Source organism: Rhizorhabdus argentea (genome assembly GCF_037861105.1).
Classification (GTDB): Bacteria; Pseudomonadota; Alphaproteobacteria; order Sphingomonadales; family Sphingomonadaceae; genus Rhizorhabdus; species Rhizorhabdus argentea.
In genome coordinates, this window is record NZ_JBANFK010000008.1 from 89068 (window position 1) to 105209 (window position 16142).

At 63.1% G+C, this 16142-nt stretch carries 18 protein-coding genes; 8 read left to right on the top strand and 10 right to left on the bottom strand.

Annotated elements, in window-relative coordinates:
• Position 1: 1 nt before the first annotated feature.
• The gene (locus AAC645_RS09800) at positions 2-877 is read left to right on the top strand and encodes an aldose 1-epimerase (protein WP_340315625.1); all 876 of its coding nucleotides are present in this window, start codon (positions 2-4) and stop codon (positions 875-877) included.
• Between the two features lie 7 nt (positions 878-884).
• Here AAC645_RS09800 and AAC645_RS09805 read toward each other — a convergent pair whose 3' ends face one another.
• On the bottom strand, positions 885-3083 hold the full coding sequence (locus AAC645_RS09805; RefSeq protein WP_340315766.1) for a family 1 glycosylhydrolase: 2199 nt from the start codon (positions 3081-3083) through the stop codon (positions 885-887).
• 320 nt (positions 3084-3403) lie between these two features.
• On the opposite strand from AAC645_RS09805, the gene glf reads away from it, so the two are divergent.
• On the top strand, positions 3404-5674 hold the full coding sequence (glf, locus tag AAC645_RS09810; RefSeq protein ID WP_340315626.1) for a UDP-galactopyranose mutase: 2271 nt from the start codon (positions 3404-3406) through the stop codon (positions 5672-5674).
• Between the two features lie 152 nt (positions 5675-5826).
• Positions 5827-6894: a cellulase family glycosylhydrolase gene (locus AAC645_RS09815; RefSeq protein WP_340315627.1), complete on the top strand. Its 1068-nt coding sequence runs from the start codon at positions 5827-5829 to the stop codon at positions 6892-6894.
• A 10-nt stretch (positions 6895-6904) separates the two neighbouring features.
• Here the strand turns inward: AAC645_RS09815 and AAC645_RS09820 are convergent, their stop codons facing one another.
• The 4 genes from AAC645_RS09820 to AAC645_RS09835 all read right to left on the bottom strand — a co-directional run bounded on the left by AAC645_RS09820 (position 6905) and on the right by AAC645_RS09835 (position 10019).
• On the bottom strand, positions 6905-7933 hold the full coding sequence (locus AAC645_RS09820; RefSeq protein WP_340315628.1) for a S8 family peptidase: 1029 nt from the start codon (positions 7931-7933) through the stop codon (positions 6905-6907).
• Between the two features lie 18 nt (positions 7934-7951).
• Entirely contained in the window at positions 7952-8356 is a 405-nt protein-coding gene (locus AAC645_RS09825) for a hypothetical protein (protein WP_340315629.1), read from the bottom strand.
• A gap of 145 nt (positions 8357-8501) precedes the next feature.
• On the bottom strand, positions 8502-8963 hold the full coding sequence (locus tag AAC645_RS09830; protein WP_340315630.1) for a ferritin-like domain-containing protein: 462 nt from the start codon (positions 8961-8963) through the stop codon (positions 8502-8504).
• Positions 8964-9092: 129 nt separating this feature from the next.
• Positions 9093-10019: an MBL fold metallo-hydrolase gene (locus tag AAC645_RS09835; protein ID WP_340315631.1), complete on the bottom strand. Its 927-nt coding sequence runs from the start codon at positions 10017-10019 to the stop codon at positions 9093-9095.
• A 201-nt stretch (positions 10020-10220) separates the two neighbouring features.
• On the opposite strand from AAC645_RS09835, the gene AAC645_RS09840 reads away from it, so the two are divergent.
• On the top strand, positions 10221-10532 hold the full coding sequence (locus AAC645_RS09840; protein ID WP_340315632.1) for a hypothetical protein: 312 nt from the start codon (positions 10221-10223) through the stop codon (positions 10530-10532).
• A 33-nt stretch (positions 10533-10565) separates the two neighbouring features.
• Here AAC645_RS09840 and AAC645_RS09845 read toward each other — a convergent pair whose 3' ends face one another.
• The 4 genes from AAC645_RS09845 to AAC645_RS09860 all read right to left on the bottom strand — a co-directional run bounded on the left by AAC645_RS09845 (position 10566) and on the right by AAC645_RS09860 (position 13190).
• On the bottom strand, positions 10566-10790 hold the full coding sequence (locus AAC645_RS09845) for a hypothetical protein (RefSeq protein ID WP_340315633.1): 225 nt from the start codon (positions 10788-10790) through the stop codon (positions 10566-10568).
• Entirely contained in the window at positions 10783-11850 is a 1068-nt protein-coding gene (locus AAC645_RS09850) for a hemerythrin domain-containing protein (protein WP_340315634.1), read from the bottom strand. The genes AAC645_RS09845 and AAC645_RS09850 overlap by 8 nt, the downstream gene beginning before the upstream one ends.
• A 108-nt stretch (positions 11851-11958) precedes the next feature.
• Entirely contained in the window at positions 11959-12525 is a 567-nt protein-coding gene (locus tag AAC645_RS09855) for a peptidase S14 (RefSeq protein WP_340315636.1), read from the bottom strand.
• Entirely contained in the window at positions 12522-13190 is a 669-nt protein-coding gene (locus tag AAC645_RS09860; RefSeq protein ID WP_340315638.1) for a dimethylarginine dimethylaminohydrolase family protein, read from the bottom strand. Before AAC645_RS09860 ends, AAC645_RS09855 begins: the two co-directional genes overlap by 4 nt.
• Between AAC645_RS09860 and AAC645_RS09865 the strand changes: the two genes are divergently transcribed.
• The 4 genes from AAC645_RS09865 (at position 13179) to AAC645_RS09880 (ending at position 15859) form a co-directional block, all read left to right on the top strand.
• Positions 13179-13430, top strand: coding sequence for a hypothetical protein (locus AAC645_RS09865; protein WP_340315640.1), 252 nt, complete (start codon positions 13179-13181; stop codon positions 13428-13430). The genes AAC645_RS09860 and AAC645_RS09865 overlap by 12 nt on opposite strands.
• A 110-nt stretch (positions 13431-13540) precedes the next feature.
• Positions 13541-14518: a class I SAM-dependent methyltransferase gene (locus tag AAC645_RS09870; RefSeq protein ID WP_340315641.1), complete on the top strand. Its 978-nt coding sequence runs from the start codon at positions 13541-13543 to the stop codon at positions 14516-14518.
• A 5-nt stretch (positions 14519-14523) separates the two neighbouring features.
• Complete coding sequence (locus tag AAC645_RS09875) at positions 14524-15147, top strand: cysteine hydrolase family protein (protein WP_340315642.1); 624 nt, start codon at positions 14524-14526, stop codon at positions 15145-15147.
• A gap of 100 nt (positions 15148-15247) precedes the next feature.
• Positions 15248-15859 carry an arylesterase gene (locus tag AAC645_RS09880; protein WP_340315644.1) on the top strand — a complete coding sequence of 204 codons (612 nt, stop codon included), beginning with the start codon at positions 15248-15250 and terminating at the stop codon, positions 15857-15859.
• A gap of 28 nt (positions 15860-15887) precedes the next feature.
• Here AAC645_RS09880 and AAC645_RS09885 read toward each other — a convergent pair whose 3' ends face one another.
• Complete coding sequence (locus AAC645_RS09885) at positions 15888-16121, bottom strand: hypothetical protein (RefSeq protein ID WP_340315646.1); 234 nt, start codon at positions 16119-16121, stop codon at positions 15888-15890.
• Between the last annotated feature and the right edge of the window lie 21 nt (positions 16122-16142).

The window sequence follows — 16142 nt, forward strand, 5'->3', positions numbered from 1 at the left end:
GATGAGCGAGGTACAGCTCTCGGCCGGGCCGCTACGGCTCGCCCTGCTTCCCTCGCTCGGCGGCAGCATGGGCCGATTCGATTGGGTCGACGGCTTCCAGGTCTTCCCGATCCTGCGCAGCGAGGCGGCCCCTGCCTCGCCGCTGCAGGCCGGGTGCTTCCCGCTCGTCCCATATTGCAACCGTATTCGCGGCGGCACTTTCCAGTTCCGCGGCCGCGATATCGTGCTCGCTCCGAACATGGCCGGAGATCCGAGCCCGCTTCACGGCCAGGCCTGGCTCGGCGAGTGGCGAGTGGAGGAACAGGGCCCCACCAGCGCGCAGCTTCTGTTCGAACATGGTGGCGGCGAGTGGCCATGGCCCTACGCCGCACGGCAGCGGCTGGGCCTCGATCCGGGCGGCCTCACGGTCGACTTGGGCTGCACCAACACCGGAGACGCCGTCATGCCCTGCGGCTTGGGGCTTCACCCCTATTTTCCCTGCGATGCCCGGACCCGCCTTGCGACCCGGGTCGAGCATGTCTGGACGGTGGACGAGCAGGTTCTGCCGGTCGAACGGATTCCTGCGCACGGGCGCTACGACCTCACCGACGGGCCGATATGCGGCCGCGAGCTGGATAACGGCTATGATGGCTGGAGCGGAGCGGCTGCCATCGCGACGGCGGGCACACCGTTCCGCATCACTCTGTCCTCCCCGGGCACTCGCTTCTTCCAGCTCTACTCGCCACGGCAGGGCGGTCTTTTCGTTGCCGAACCGGTCACACACGCAAACGCGGCGCTGAACGCGCCGGAGCACGAGTGGGAAGCGCTGGGGCTGAAAGTGCTGGAACCGGGCGAAACCATGACGCTGCGGATAAGGCTGGACATCGACCCTGCCTGAATGCCGGTCAGGCCGCGACTCGACGATCCAATACCCCCCGGAGGCGCAGCTCGTGCGCGAAGCGATCCATTGCGCTCGATAGCGACGGCAGCAGCGCTCCCTTCGTGCTGCCGAGTGGCGCCGCACCGGGCCGGGCTGCACGCCAGCCAAGCCGTTCGCCTGGTACCGGCCCGATCAAGGCCGCATCGAGGCCGCACCGCTCGGCGAGTTCGCGGCCGAAATCCGCCCAGGATAGTGCCCCGCCATTGGTGAGATGCCAAATGCCATCGACACCATCGATCATCAGGTCGAGCACCGCGTTGCAAAGATCGGGGACATAGCTCGGTGTGATTACCTGATCATCAGCGGCGCGAAACGGCCGCCCCTGGCTCAGCGCATCCACCATGTGCATCGCGAAATTGTAGGTATCGAACGGCGAGAAGAAGGCTGCGGTGCGGATGATCAGGTGACTCCCCGGCAGCGCTCGTATGGAATGTTCTGCAAGAGCCTTGCTCCAGCCATAGACGTTTAGCGGCGCAGGATCGTCATCTTCCCAATACGTCCGGCCGATCCCACCATCGAAGACGAGGTCGCTCGAAAAGCTCGCTGTCGGGATGTTTCGCTCGGCGCAGGCCGCGGCAAGCCGCTCCGCCCCTTCGGCATTCGCGGCGATGCAGGCCGCAGCTTCGGCTTCGGCATCGTCGACCCTCACCCAACCGGCGGCATTGATCACCGCCCACGGCTTGTGCGCATCCAGCGCCGCGGCGATGCTCCGCTCGTCCGACAGATCGAGCTGACGTCGGCTTGTCGCGACATGGGCGATGTCGCGATGCCGGCAGGCGCTCGCAAGCGCCGCTCCCAATGTTCCGTTCGCTCCGGTGATGAGTAGCGGCGGCGCGGTCTCGCCCACCAGCCGGCGCCAGCAGCGCGCATGTTCGGGTAGCGGAGCGGGGCGCGGAACTGCGGGGTGATGAACGCGGATGTCGCGCCTCCACCAGCCCGATCCGGCGAGCACCGGGTGCGAAGGCTCCTCGCCGCGGCTGAGGGATTTCAGCAATGGCACGACCGCCGTCGGCCGCGGCGCGCCTCCTCGCACATCGAACGCACCGGCCTCATAGTGACCGGTGTCGGTGAGCAGGGTGTTCCAACCGCAACCGCCTAGCAACGCCCAACTGGTGACCGCGCGTACATCTAACCCTTCGCCGCGGAGTGCGAGCGCCGTCCGCCAAGCGTCATAGGTCCACCGCATCTGTTCCTCGCGGGTACAGCCGTTGTGGACCTCCGTGATTGCGAGTGGGATATGATAGCGGTTCCAGGCCTCGCGCATCGAGCCGGCCAGTCCCAGCGGCGGCGGCTGCAAGACGCGGACCGCCTCGACGTCAACGAACGAGCGCTGGCTGTTTCCGCCCCGCAAACGTGCTGGATAACGCTGCACCCGATGGTCGAGAAAACGGTCGCTGGTAAGATAATGGTTGATGCCGACGATGTCGGGCGGACAAGGATTGTCGGCGATGCGGCGGAGCCGATCCTCGAACCCGTAGCGCACAAGGCGCTTCCACAGGTCGTGCCCAGGCACCACTTTGCCGCAAAGCAGATCCCAGCCCATCCAGCGGCGCACATTGTCGAATGCAGCTTGTTCACGTACCGAAACCGTGGCGTAGGTACGCCCCAAGTCGTCCGTTTGGATGAGCCTGGCTTCGGGCTGCACGCGCCGCACTTCGCGCATGGCGAGCCGCGTAGCATCGGTCTGGTTCAGCAGCGCGAGCCAGAAGCTCGGCTCGTCGCGCAGATGAGGATACCAATGTCCATAGAGCGCGGCGAATCGCGCGGTCGTCAACGGCTCGTTCACCGGCGTCCAGTCAGTAATCCATGGATAACGTTCCACGACGACGCGGGCATGGCTTGCCAGGCCGGCGGCGAAATCATCCGCGAGGAGGTTGGTAGAAGGCGGTCCGCTGCCATGGTGGACCAGCCCGGCAATTGGGCGAATCCGGTGAGAGCGCAGTTTCGCCAGTCCTGTATCGGACCAGCTCCAGTCGTCGTTCGCGCTCGCCCCCGGAATCATTCGTTCCCAAAGGATCGGATAGCGCAACGCGCGAAGCCCAAGTTCGGCGAACAGATCAAGATCCGAGACGCGATCATGATGTCCCGTCTCCCTAAGCTGATCCCGAAAACGGTCGCCAACGCGGTTGACCGTGCACTCCGCACCGCCCCAAAGTTCTAGCATATCCACCCGCTACTCCCTGGCTTCGCTACACAAAGATCAATCGGGAGAAACGAAGACGATCTATGCTTGTTGCATGATGAAGATAATAACTCATCCGAAATAACATATATTAAACAACCACTTGCTGGCATTTGGATGGAACTGCGGAGCCGGTTGCGCCGTTCTTCATGCACATTCGTCAGTAAGGTCCCGTCATGCAGCACCTCCTTTCCCTTTCCAGCACCGCCTCTTCCGTGAAGGGGGAAAGCCATATCGAGCGGCTGCTTATGTGCTTCAGTCATCTTAGGTGGGACTTCGTATTCCAGCGACCGCAACATCTGATGAGCCGCTTCGCAACTGAATATGACGTGGTGTTCTGGGAGGAGCCGCTGACCTCCGATAGGGCGCGGTCACCGCATCTGCAGGTCCGCACCTGTGAAAAAACCGGCGTGGTTGTCGCCACTCCGATTCTACCCGTCGATTTTGACCGCAGTGACGAACGCGTCACGCTCAAGACCCTGCTCGACCAGTTTCTCGACGATCAACCGCAGCCCGCCCTTCGATGGTATTACACGCCGATGATGCTGCCATTTTCGGAACATGTCGCTGCGGATTGCATCGTCTATGACTGCATGGACGAACTCGCGAATTTCAAGGATGCACCGCCCGAACTGGTGCCGCTCGAGATGCGGCTGATGGAGCAGGCCGATCTGGTTTTCACCGGCGGGCACAGTCTGTTCGAGGCGAAACGCGACCGCCATCCCCATATCCATCCCTTTCCGTCCAGCGTCGACCTGAACCATTTCAAGGCTGCCCGCGCACCCGGCGGCGATCCCGCGGACCAGGCGGCGATCCCGGGCCCTAGGCTCGGCTTCTACGGCGTCGTCGACGAGCGGATGGACTTGGAGTTGCTGGCACGGCTTGCCCAAGCCCGCCCCCAGTGGTCGATCGTGGTGGTCGGCCCGGTGGTCAAGATCAGCGAGGATGATCTGCCCCGAGCGTCAAACCTTCATTATCTCGGCGGGAAATCCTATGCCGAGTTGCCCGATTATCTGCGCGGCTGGGATGTCGCGCTGATGCCCTTCGCCATTAATGAGGCAACGCGTTTCATCAGCCCGACCAAAACACCCGAATATCTGGCCGCCGGCTGTCCCGTAGTCTCGACGCCGATCTGCGACGTGGTGCGCCATTACGGGCAGATCGAAGCGGTGAAGATTGCCGACACGCCGGAAAGCTTCGTGCTCGCCTGCGACGAAGCACTCGCTTTGGCCAATACGCCGGGTTCCTGGGAGGACGAAGTCGACGCGACATTGTCTTGCCTTTCATGGGATCGCACGTTCCGGCAAATGCTGGGTCTGATCGACGATGCGGCCGCGCGCGCTGAACATGTGCAGCCGATCGTCTCGCCGACGGCCTGGCCCGCAGAGCGCCCGCAACATTATGACGTCCTGGTCGTCGGCGCAGGTTTTGCCGGGGCGGTGATGGCGGAGCGGCTTGCCGCCGGCTCGAACAAGAAGGTTCTGGTCGTAGACCGGCGCCCCCATATCGCGGGCAATGCTTTCGATCATCTCGACGAGGCAGGCGTGCTGATCCATCAATATGGTCCGCACATCTTCCATACCAACAGCCAGGAGATCGTCGACTATCTGTCCCGGTTCACTGAATGGCGGCCTTATGAGCACCGGGTGTTGGCCGAAGTGAATGGCCAGCGGGTGCCGATGCCGATCAACCGTACCACGCTCAACCTGCTCTACGGCCTGGATCTGCAGACCGAGGAGGAGGCTGCCGCTTTTCTGGCATCGCGTGCCGAACCGGTCGAGACGATCAAGACTTCGGCCGATGTCGTTATCTCCGCCATCGGCCGCGATCTCTACGAGACGTTCTTCCAGGGGTACACCCGCAAGCAATGGGGAATGGATCCGTCGGAACTCGACAAGTCGGTGACTGCCCGGGTTCCAACGCGGACCAACGTCGATGATCGCTATTTTACCGACAGCTTCCAAGCGATGCCGGCGGACGGGTTCACCGCCATGTTCGAACGCATGCTCGATCATCCGAACATCGATCTGCTGCTAGGCGTCGATTATGCAGAAGTGCGCGACGCCTACCCCCACAAGCATCTCGTATTCACAGGCCCGATCGACGAGTATTTCGGCTATCGGTTCGGCAAGCTACCCTACAGGTCGCTGCGGTTCGTTCATGAGACGGTCGACCAGGAATGGCATCAGCCTGTCGCCGTCGTGAACTACCCTTCGGAGGCGGTACCCTATACGCGCGTGACCGAATATAAGCATCTCACCGGCCAGCAGGCCGAGCGCACCAGCATCACCTACGAATATCCGAGCGCCGAAGGCGATCCCTATTATCCGATCCCGCGTGAAGAGAATCAGGCGCTGTTCAAACGCTATGAGGCGCTTGCGATCGCACAGCCGGACGTCACTTTCGTCGGCCGCCTCGCAACCTATCGCTACTACAATATGGATCAGGTGGTCGGTCAGGCACTCGCGACTTACCGCAAGAGCTTCGCCAAAGCTGATGCGAAAATCGACAGCAAGAATAGCAAGGCAACGGAGCCGGGCAGCGGCACCAAATTGAAGGCTGCCGCCGCCTGAAACCCTCCCCCGAAGATCGCTAAGCCTCCGTAATGATTATATATTATTTCACTAACATCGATTAATTCATCTTGTCTCAATCTGCCGGCCGCTATACCAGATCGCGCGGGGCCGGAGCTCCGTTCACATGGGTTAGTGTTTGGAGTGGGGACATGAGTGAGCAGTGGACGCCGGAGGCGGCGCGCGAATGGTTCGCTGCGCTGCCGTGGCTGGTAGGGTGTAACTTCACGCCCTCCAATGCAATCAATCAGCTCGAGATGTGGCAGGCCGATTCGTTCGACCTCGCGACCATGGACCGCGAACTTGGCCTTGCCGCCTCGGTCGGCATGAATGCGATTCGCGTATATCTGCACGATCTGCTGTGGGTGGAGGATGCAGATGGCTTTCTCGGCCGGATCGATGCCTTCCTCAACCTGGCCGAGCGTCATGGCATCCGTGTGATGCTGGTGCTGTTCGACTCCTGCTGGCATCCGGAGCCCGAACTTGGGCCCCAGCCGCAGCCTCGCGAAGGCGTCCACAATTCCGGCTGGGTTCAGTCCCCCGGCGTCCCGGCGCTGAGCAATGCCGATGAGCATACGCGACTCGAATCTTATGTGAAGGGCGTGGTCGCGCGCTTCGCGGATGACCAGCGGGTTCTCGCCTGGGACATCTGGAACGAGCCGGACAACGGCCCCGAAGTCGCGCTGTGCGATCCCGCCGCGCTGAAGGCCAAGGCCGATCTGGTGGTCCCGTTGCTGGTGGAAGCGTTCGGCTGGGCTCGCGCGATGAACCCCGTCCAGCCGCTGACCAGCGGCATCTGGCTGGGCGACTGGTCGGCGCCAGATCTGCTCAGCCCCATCCAGCGCGCGCAGACCGGCAACTCCGATGTGATCTCCTTCCACAATTACGGCGTGGCGGAAGACTTCATCCAGCGCGTGAAGTGGCTCAAAACCATGGGCAGGCCGCTGATGTGCACCGAGTTCATGGCCCGTCCGGCGGGAAGCACCTTCCAGGCCATTCTGCCCGCTGCCAAGGAACTCGAGGTCGGCGCCTTCTGCTGGGGCCTCGTCCGCGGCAAGACGCAGACCCATCTGCCTTGGGAGAGTTGGGAAAATCCGAACATCGAAGGTTTGAAGGACGCCTGGTTCCACGACATCTTCGACGAGAGCGGCGAACCACACGACCCGAGCGAGGTGGAGTTCCTGCGGTTACTGAACCGGCTCGACCAAGTCGCGGCCTGAGGCCGCCACTTCAGCCGAACTTGTCCGCCAGCTTGATCGCCCGGCTTACGTCAAGCGCGCCGCGGCCGCTGGATGCCAGCGGCCGATCCCCGCCGTCGGCTCCGGAAAGCAGCAACGAAGCCGCCTCGCTGCCGCTGAGTTCCGGATGGCGGCCAATCAGCAGGGCCGCAGCACCGGCCACATAGCTCACCGAAAAAGACGTGCCGGATACGGCGCGGCAGGTCCGGCGGTCGCAATCGACGAACAGGTTCTCGCCCGGGGCTATGAGATAGCGATGCGCGGTGCTGCCGGCTTTGTTCGACCAAGGCGCTAGCCGGCGACGCGGCGTGCTCGCGCCGGCCACCAGGATCGATCCTTCGAAGCGCGGGTCGGCGGCATAGCGGGCGGGCCAGGTCGGTTCGTCCCTGCCCTCATTGCCGGCTGCTGCAACGATGAGCACGCCCGCACGGACGGCGCGTTGGAGCGCCGGCTCAATAGAGGGGAGCGGCGTGTTCGACGACAGCGGCAAGCCGATCACCCGCGCGCCCTGCGCCACGGCATAGTCGATGCCGCGCGCGACATCGGTGCCAGTCATCGCGCACATAGTTTGGCACGAGCCGTCGATGTCAGCGCGAATGGCGAGGAGGGTCGCTTCATAGGCGACACCCATCGTGGCGGCCCCATCTCGCGCCGCAGCGAGTATCGAGGCGGTCTGCCGGCCATGGCTGGCGCCGAGATCGCCCAAGCTGCGGTTGCGGACCAGATCCAGCGACGCCGGTGAAAGCTGCGCGAACATACCGCGCGAGGCTCCCTCCAGCCCCGTATCGATCATCGCCACGGTGACGCCGCGGCCCGCATCGCCCTTCCGATACGCTCGATCCACGTCGATTTGGCTGAGTCCCCAGCTCAGCAGATACTCCTGGCTGCGTCGATCCGGGCGGCTATGCGAGCTGGAAATGCCGAAGGCGAACGATGGCGCCGCCGCCAGCGCGGCGGCGGCAAGACCGAGCAGCAGCCGGCCAGCATTAATGTTCATCATGTCTCCGTCGAAGGCGACCATGGCGGATCGCCTCATTCGTCAGCCTCGGTGCGTTACCCTGGTGTAGGGGATGAACTTGCGAAGTGACACCGTCCCACGCGTGAAACGAGTGCTGCTGTCGAGCAGCCGAACCAGATCGAGATTGCACATATGCGAACCCCAGGGCTTGCTGACCAGGATATCGTCACGGTCGAGACCGCGGGGATCGTCGGTCTGGTTCACATAGATCGTATCGCCGAGGCCACGGTAAACGATGGCGGTCCCGTCGACGATCTCCGTCGACTTGATCGAACGCAGACCGATGCAGTCCACGGGCTTTCCGGCGACTCGGCCTTCGAGCAGCTTGGCCATCCGGGCATCGGCGCGCTGCTGGATCGTCGAAGTTGCGGCCGAAGCACCCGATGCGAGTGCCACCGCCGCGATGAGCGATGTGATGAGGCGCATTGTCAATATTCCGAAGAGAGGAAGTTGCCTCTCTTAACATGCTCTGCATGAACGCGCGATTAGCATCGGGCCGAACGATCGGGCCCTGCGCGCCGGAAAATAAAACCCCGGCCCTCAGGCCGGGGTGAGAGGATAGTACAAGGCTTCAGTAGCTGCCTTGGCCTTGCAGACTATGCTTGAGCTGGCTCGCGCGATCATGACCACGCCGAACCGACTCATAGGCCTGTTCTATTACCTGGCGAACTTGCGGCGACACGTCGGTGTCCCGCAGTGCGGCCTGGTATTTCTCCTTGATATAGTCCTCGCCGCGTTCCACCTCGTTAACGACCGCCTTGTCGTCGCGACCGGTCACCGCGTCCTTGAGGTTCATGAACGTACGGTGTGCGGCCGCGAGAAAACTGCTGTCGTCCTCGGGATTCCCGCCAAGCCGGCGTACTTCGGCCTGGAGGCTGGTAACGACCTGGCGGCGTTCCTGGGCGAACTCGCGGAACTGAGAGGAGAAGCGGGTTGCATCGACGTTTTCCGCCGCTTCCTCGAAGCCCTTGACGCTGTCGAGGGTCGTCTTGATCAGGCTGTTCAACGTCGAGACATCAGTATCGGTGCTCATGGGGTGGCCTCCTTCGAGTGTTACGGATCAACGAGTTAGGCGGGTTTTGGCTGCGAGGCCCGCGGTCTCGAAGACCACCTCCCGCTCGTTTTCGGCTTAACCGAGCCTGCGTCGAGACGGGCCGAGCGATCAGAGTGGATAGCCGGCCACGCACTGCTCGAACTCGACGCGATCATGTGCGCAGATCACACTCAACTCGGATTGCCGCTCGATCGAGAGGCGTCGTACCCGCTCCTGATTTCCCAGCCGCGCCCTGCGATCCACTTCCATCATTCGCTGGTAACCGCGCAGCCCCAGCGTGCACCGCCGCTGCGCGGCGCGCATCTCACCCCGATAGAAATAAGCGTCGCCGGCGTGGAGCAGCCAGCGGTTCTTTAAGCGGACGGCAATGCCGGCATGGCCCCATGTGTGTCCCGGCAATGGCACCATCAATATCTCAGGTGGTAGCCCCTCCAGATCGCGCACCGCCGCGAAGCCGAACCATTGTTCGCCCTGCGCGCCGTAACGGCGCCAGCCTCGCACCTCGTTCCATTGGGCCGGTCGGTAGCGGTTTCGCGACACGAAGCCACGGCGCGGCCCGGTGGCGGCCGAAAATTCGGCGTCCATCAGATGGATGGTGGCCTGCGGAAAATCCTCCAACCCTCCGGCATGATCGAAGTCGAGATGGGTGAGGAGAATATGGCGCACGTCTCGCGGATCGAAGCCCAAGGCCTGGATCTGCCGGATCGCAGTCTCGTGCTCGTGGAGTTGAATGTTGAGCATGGTTCGCATGGTTCGGGTGATGCGCGGCTGCGGCCCGGCATGCGGGTGATGCACGTCGCGCAGACCATAGCCCGTGTCGACCAGCACGAGGCCATGGGCGTCTGTCTCGATCAGGAGGCAGTGACAGACCAGTCGGCCGGTCATCCCCTTGCTCCTGCCATCGAACAGCGCGCCGCCTAGCGGGCAATCGGTACCGCAGTTGAGATGGTGGATATGCATGACCGCCCGCTCCTCGCCGGAAGGCAGACCCGATGCCGCCACGGCGTGAACTACTGGCAGCCGGTGTCGTTTCATTATTCCGTATTTTCAACACCTTGGATGACATAAGTTAGATGCGAGCCATCGAAGGAGCGCGGCAGGCGAGCGGGCGGGTCTTACGGCGTGACGATTTTTGCCGGCATGGTGCGGCAGACAGGGAGCCGAACCACTATTTAGGCAGTTGGTCTCGGTGAGATGGCACGGTATATCGCTGTGTCAACAGCAGGGAGGGCAGATATGCCGGTATCCGAAGGCAATGCGTTGGAGCGGGTTGCGCGCGTGCTGTGCGGTCAGCGCCTGAGCGCCAATGCCAATGGCACATATCCATCAGCGGGCGACGCGGTCGATGCAGCGTGGCGCGACTATATCGACGATGCGATCGCCGTGCTCAAGACACTGCGCGAGCCCGACTCAGCCATGGCCGCAGTTGGCGATGCTTCGGTTTGGGAAGCGATGGTGCACGCCGCGCTGGGCGACGAGCCATTCAAAAAGCCCGCGCCCAATGCCCCGCCTGCGCCAGGCACCGGTACCCTGCACCACGCCCCTTGATGTCCTCGGCATTTCGGTGCCAATTCGACAGCTTCATTCGCGCTGGTAGGATATCCAGCGCAACAGCATGCCGACCACCGATGCCAGCATGCCTGCGATCAGGCACGCGGACATCAGCGGTTCTTTCGATGCCGTTTTCCATGAAACCAGACCGAGAAGAGCGACGCTCACGGAGGAAACGACGTAACCGAGGGTCTTGATGGCGGATGGGCTGAGCGCCCCTTCCGCCCGAGTTTTGGAATGATCGCCGCTAGGCAAGCTTGAAACCCTCCTTGTTGGCCTGAGTGGTCAAGGCAGCATTCTCCTCATCGTTTAATGCGGAGCGGAGCGCCGGGAAAATCCGGCTTTCCTCCAGCCGGATATGCTCCTCGAGGTCACCGCGAAAAGCCGCGACCTTGCTGAGGAACTCAGGTGCCACCTTCGGCATCCTCCCCAGATCGTAGAGATATTGCTTCACATAGCCATGATCGTGGTTGAGCTTGTCGGCATCCGCCTTCTTCGTGCGATCTCGTATCGCCGGATAAATCACATTTTCCTCGGTGAAGGCATGCTTGCTCAGCGCACGCTTGAGCTGCGCCAGAAGCGTGCTGCGCTTGCTCGACTGGGTGTCCTTCGTCGCCTGGAGCCTGTCGAGGATGCCGAGCGCGAGCGCGTGCTCGGCCTTCAAGGCTTCCAGCCAATCACCGGCGAGAAGGCTCGGCGCCTGCACCACCGCCTTGCGGCTCAGGGTGATGGCAATGCCGGCGGCGAGACCCGCTGCCGCTGCTCCGACGACCGCCGCAGTCCGGGGCTTGACCGCCCCCTTGGCGCGCCGCGCGGCGGTGGCAACCGTGTTCCGAGCTGCCCTCGGCGCCGCGGCAACCTTGCGACCAGCGGATGCGGCGCTGCGCTTCACTGCCCTGTTGGCCTTTTCCGCCACGTCACCGAGCTGCTCCTGCGCGGAGGTGGCGGCTTCGGCTAGCTGCTCCGGCAGCTTACCCATACGCGTTGCGAGCGCGGGCGCTTGTGCCGGGACTGCGCGCTTACTCCGCCCCGCGTCCGCCCTGGGCCGCCTGTCCCCGCTTGCGGGTTTGCGGGGGGCGGCCCTGCGTGCCTCGGGTGCACCGCGCGAAGCCGATGCACCGTTCCCTCCGCTACCGTCCCGGGCAGCGACGGCGGCGTCCAGCTTCTCCCGATCATTGCCGACCTCATCGACCAGTGCGCGAGCATCAGAGCGGCTGAGCCCATATTTCTGCACCAGATAATCCAACTCATAGTCCTCGCCCTCTGCGACCCGCGAGCGGTCGCCCTCGCCCTGCTTGTTCTTGTCATCCGCCATGTCGATTGCTCCTGCCTCTGGGCATGTGGTCCCGTAACGCCAGGCGCCGCGACGGGTTGCGAGCGGCAAGTGATTATATCCAAAGACCAATGATCCAGATTAGCGTGTTCACACGACGCGCTCGATCAAGCCGAGGGCTTCAGCCTCCTTGGCTTCTATGTACCAATTGGACGGCGCCTTCTCGAGCACCTGCTCCATGGCGACCCGCGAACCCCTGATGACATTCTCGAAGCCTTCATTCTGGATCGCGATCGAGCTCTCCACTTCGTGCAAGGCGGCCTTGATCGTGGCGAGGCTGGTCGTCAGGGGACCGTTGATCGAGATCTGCTTGTCGATCTGGCGCTCATGGATCATCAGCCGCGTACCGCGTGTCAGATAGCGGTTCTCGCGTACGAAGAAGCCCATGAAGGTCGTGCCTGCCGAGTAGATCGCCGCCTTCCCCAGAAACACGAACCGTCGCCCGGGTGACAGATCGCTGTGGAAACGGACATCCTCTCCCATCATCCGCGCGACCTCCGGATCGCCACCCAGCGTGGAGAGTTCCACCACGACCAGACCCTCGGCCGGCGCTTGCTTGAGCTGGTCCCGAAAGCTCTTGTACATCGCATAGTCGACGGTGCCGGACAGCAATATCGCCGGCGAATGAAAATCAGCCTGGTCCAGGGTCGTGCTCATGCCCGCCGCGCCAGCGGCATGGTGAGGCAGTGGACTCCACCACCGCATTGGGTGAACTGATCGATGTGCAGCGCCTCGACGGTGAAGCCACGATCGCGCAGCTCCGTATTGATCCGAGCGTTGGCGGCTGACGAAATGACGACATCGTTGCCCAGCGCGAGAACGTTGCAGCCGAGCTGCCGCGCCTCCTTATACTTCACCGGGATCAGTTCGATGCCATAGACACCGAGCTGGTGGACGAAGCGATCGTCGAGAACATCGGTGCAGGCTAGCGCCAGGTTGCGCCCCACCATGCTGAACTGCGTGTCGAGATGAAGAAAGTGAGGATCGAACGGGTAGATCAGCACATCCCAGCGCTGTGCCCGGAAGATTTCAGCCACGGCTTCCGCGCCATCCTCGTCGGTGCGATCGCCCGAGCAGCCGACGATCACCAGCCCCGGACGAACCACGGCGATGTCGCCGCCCTCTACCGTCCCTCGCCGGACCTTCGCGGCGAGCGGCGCACCCAGGCTGCGCGCGAAGCGCAGCGCGTGGTCCGCTTCCCCCTGCCGGTGCCCGGCTGCCGGGCGAAGCGTCATCAGCCCCCAAGGCGTGGTGACGACCGCGTCGCGGGTGAAGCACATGTCGGGAAGCTGCTCCTCCGGCGGCAGCAGATGGCAACGCACGCCATGACGCTCCAGCGCCGCCTGCAACGCCGCATGCTGGGCGAGCGCTTCGTCGACGGAAACCCTGAAACCATTGCGGAGGCTTTCCTGGGTGACCGAACAGCATGGGATGGGCGCGAGATGAGAAGGTCTGCAAAGAAGAACGTCGGTCAACCGATGAACTTCGCTCTCGACGCGACACTTAGAAAGAGCCGGGCGCCACCAACCACCGAGACTATTTGGAATTTCGAGCTTCATTAGCAACTCCATGCGAGCTGCAAAAATCATCCCGGCGGGTCAGTTGTTCCCTCTAACATGGATCATCAAGCCACTGATAAGAAACCACTTCCCTGGCACCGCGTTGTTTCTGCATGGCCACATCAATCCAAACGGGCACCGCGACTTCTCCCAGCCAGGATCCAGATGGCGCGCTCCTTGCCTTGCTTCGGCTGCTTGGCAAACGAGGGTATCGCTTCGTAACGCCCACGCCGGCTACGCATGCGCGGGTGGTGGCGCGCCCGGATCGACAGGAGGCGCGCAACCTCGCCGATGTGCTGGGCTGGAGTCTCCCGTTCGAGCCCGCTCTGCTGGATACGGAGCTGTCCGATATGCTGGTCGCCGCCGACGCCCTGCAGCCATGGTCCAACGGGCGGCTGAAGAGCCGCTATCGCGTGTCGTCGCTGGGCGGCGCGCTCTTCCTCCATTCCGCCTATCCCACCGATGCGGACGATGCTGTCTTCTTCGGCCCGGACAGCTATCGCTTTGCCGACCTCATCACGACTGAGCTCGCCGACTGTCCATATCCGGCAGGGACGAATCTGGTGGACATGGGCGCCGGCGCCGGCGTCGGCGCGATCACAGCCGCCCGCCTCTGCCTGGACCTCGGGGTGACGATGACCGACATTAATCCCGATGCGTTGCGACTGGCGCGGATCAACGCGCGCGCCGCGGGCGTGCAGGCCCGCACCGTCACCACCACCGATCTCGGCGGCGTGTCGGGCTTTCTGGATATAGCGCTCGCCAACCCGCCCTACATCATCGATTCCGCAGGCCGCGATTATCGCGACGGCGGCGGTATGCACGGTGCCAAAGTGGCACTCGAGATGGCAGCGGCTGCGCTTGGCCGGCTTTCGCCGGGCGGCCGCCTCATCCTCTATACCGGAAGCGCGATCGTCAACGGCGGCGATCTCTTGCAAACCGCCCTTAGCGAAATAGCCGCAGACCACGGCTGCTCGATGCGGTATCGGGAGATCGACCCGGATGTGTTCGGCGAGGAATTGGAGAACCCGCCCTATCGCGACGTGGATCGGATAGCTGTCGTCGCGGCGATCCTGACCAGAGGCAGATGACGGCAATGTCCGTTGCTGGTGAGAAGAGCTCTACCGCACCCCAGCGCGACAGCGAGCGTGGCAGGGTTGGCCTGCTAATCGTCGACATGATCACGACATTCGATTTTCAGGAGGGCGATGCGCTCCGACCAAAGGCTCATGACGCTGCCAAAGCCATCGTCGACCTGAAGCAGGAGGTCGAATCGCTGGGCTATCCTTCGATCTACGTGAACGATAATTTCGGCGAGTGGCACTCGGAGCGCTCGAAGCTGATCGAACGCGCGCTCGAACATAGCAATCCGGTCTCGGAGCTAATCAAGCCCGACGAGCAGGACTATTTCATAATCAAGCCGCAATTCTCGGGATTCTATGCCACCAATCTGCAGGTCCTGTTGCCGAAGCTGGGGGTGAGCCGGCTGATCCTGAGCGGAATCGCCACCGACATCTGCATCCTCTTCACTGCGGCCGATGCCCATATGCGCGATTACTCGATCTGGGTGCCCGAAAACGCTGTCGCGGCGGTCTCGGACGACCGTCACCGATGGGCCCTCGAAATCATGCGCCAGAGCATGGGCGCAGAGACGGCCCCGACAAGCGCGCTCCAGGTGCAGGACTGGGCTCGCCGGCTCGATCGATCAAATCGGCGATAAACCATGTAACTAACTGCAACCTATGGAATTTATCTCCTGTATGCCCATATCGGGGCTATCAAGGAGATCACATGCTTACTCTCACCGCGGAGGCGGCCGCATGAGCGCCCCCGTCATCCTGGCACTCGGCGACAGCCTGACCGCAGGCTATGGCCTCGCCACCTTCCAGAGCTTCGCGGCGCAATTGGAAACCGCGCTTCAGCCCACACATCGCGGGGCCAGGGTGACCAACGCCGGGGTATCGGGCGACACGACGACGGCGGCGCTGAAGCGGCTGCCGCGCGAACTGGGCCGGCTCAAAGCCAAGCCCGACCTCGCTATCGTCCAACTCGGCGCAAACGACCTCATTCGCGGGATTCCTTTGACCGTCACCCGCGTCAATCTCGACACTATCATCGCCGAGCTGATCCGCATCGATATCCCGGTGTTGCTCGCGACAATGGAGGCGCCGGCCATCCTGGGAGCGTTTGGCCGAGCGTACGCGACGATGTACGCCGATCTCGCAGCAAAACACCGCATTCCCGCGACGCCGTTTTTCCCGAGCGGGGTGCTGGCCAACCCGTCGCTCTGCCTTCGCGACGGCATTCACCCCAATGCGCTCGGCATTGCGGCCGTCACGAGGGCGTTCCTGCCTGTTGTGATCGCTGCCCTTGAGAGTGGCGGCGCCGCCGGCCGAGCAAGCGCACCGGATCGGCGTTCGGCATCGCGATAGTCTGCGCAGTGTTGGCGGCGCCCGCCGCCTAGAGCGCTCCGCGCGCCTTCATCACCGTCGCGAGATCGTCTATCGCCGGCGCATCGAGATAAGTCCGCGCTCTTTCCCAATGTTCAAGCCGGATCGGCGCCGAAACGTTGAGCGAGCAGCGTCGGCGATACTGGGCTTCCAGCGACAGGAAACGCTGGACCTGGGTCGCCAGCGGACCAACCGTCATCGTCGGCATGACGAACGGAGAAGTCAGTGTGGCCGATTTATCCATCGAAATGCTTTCCACGGGCTC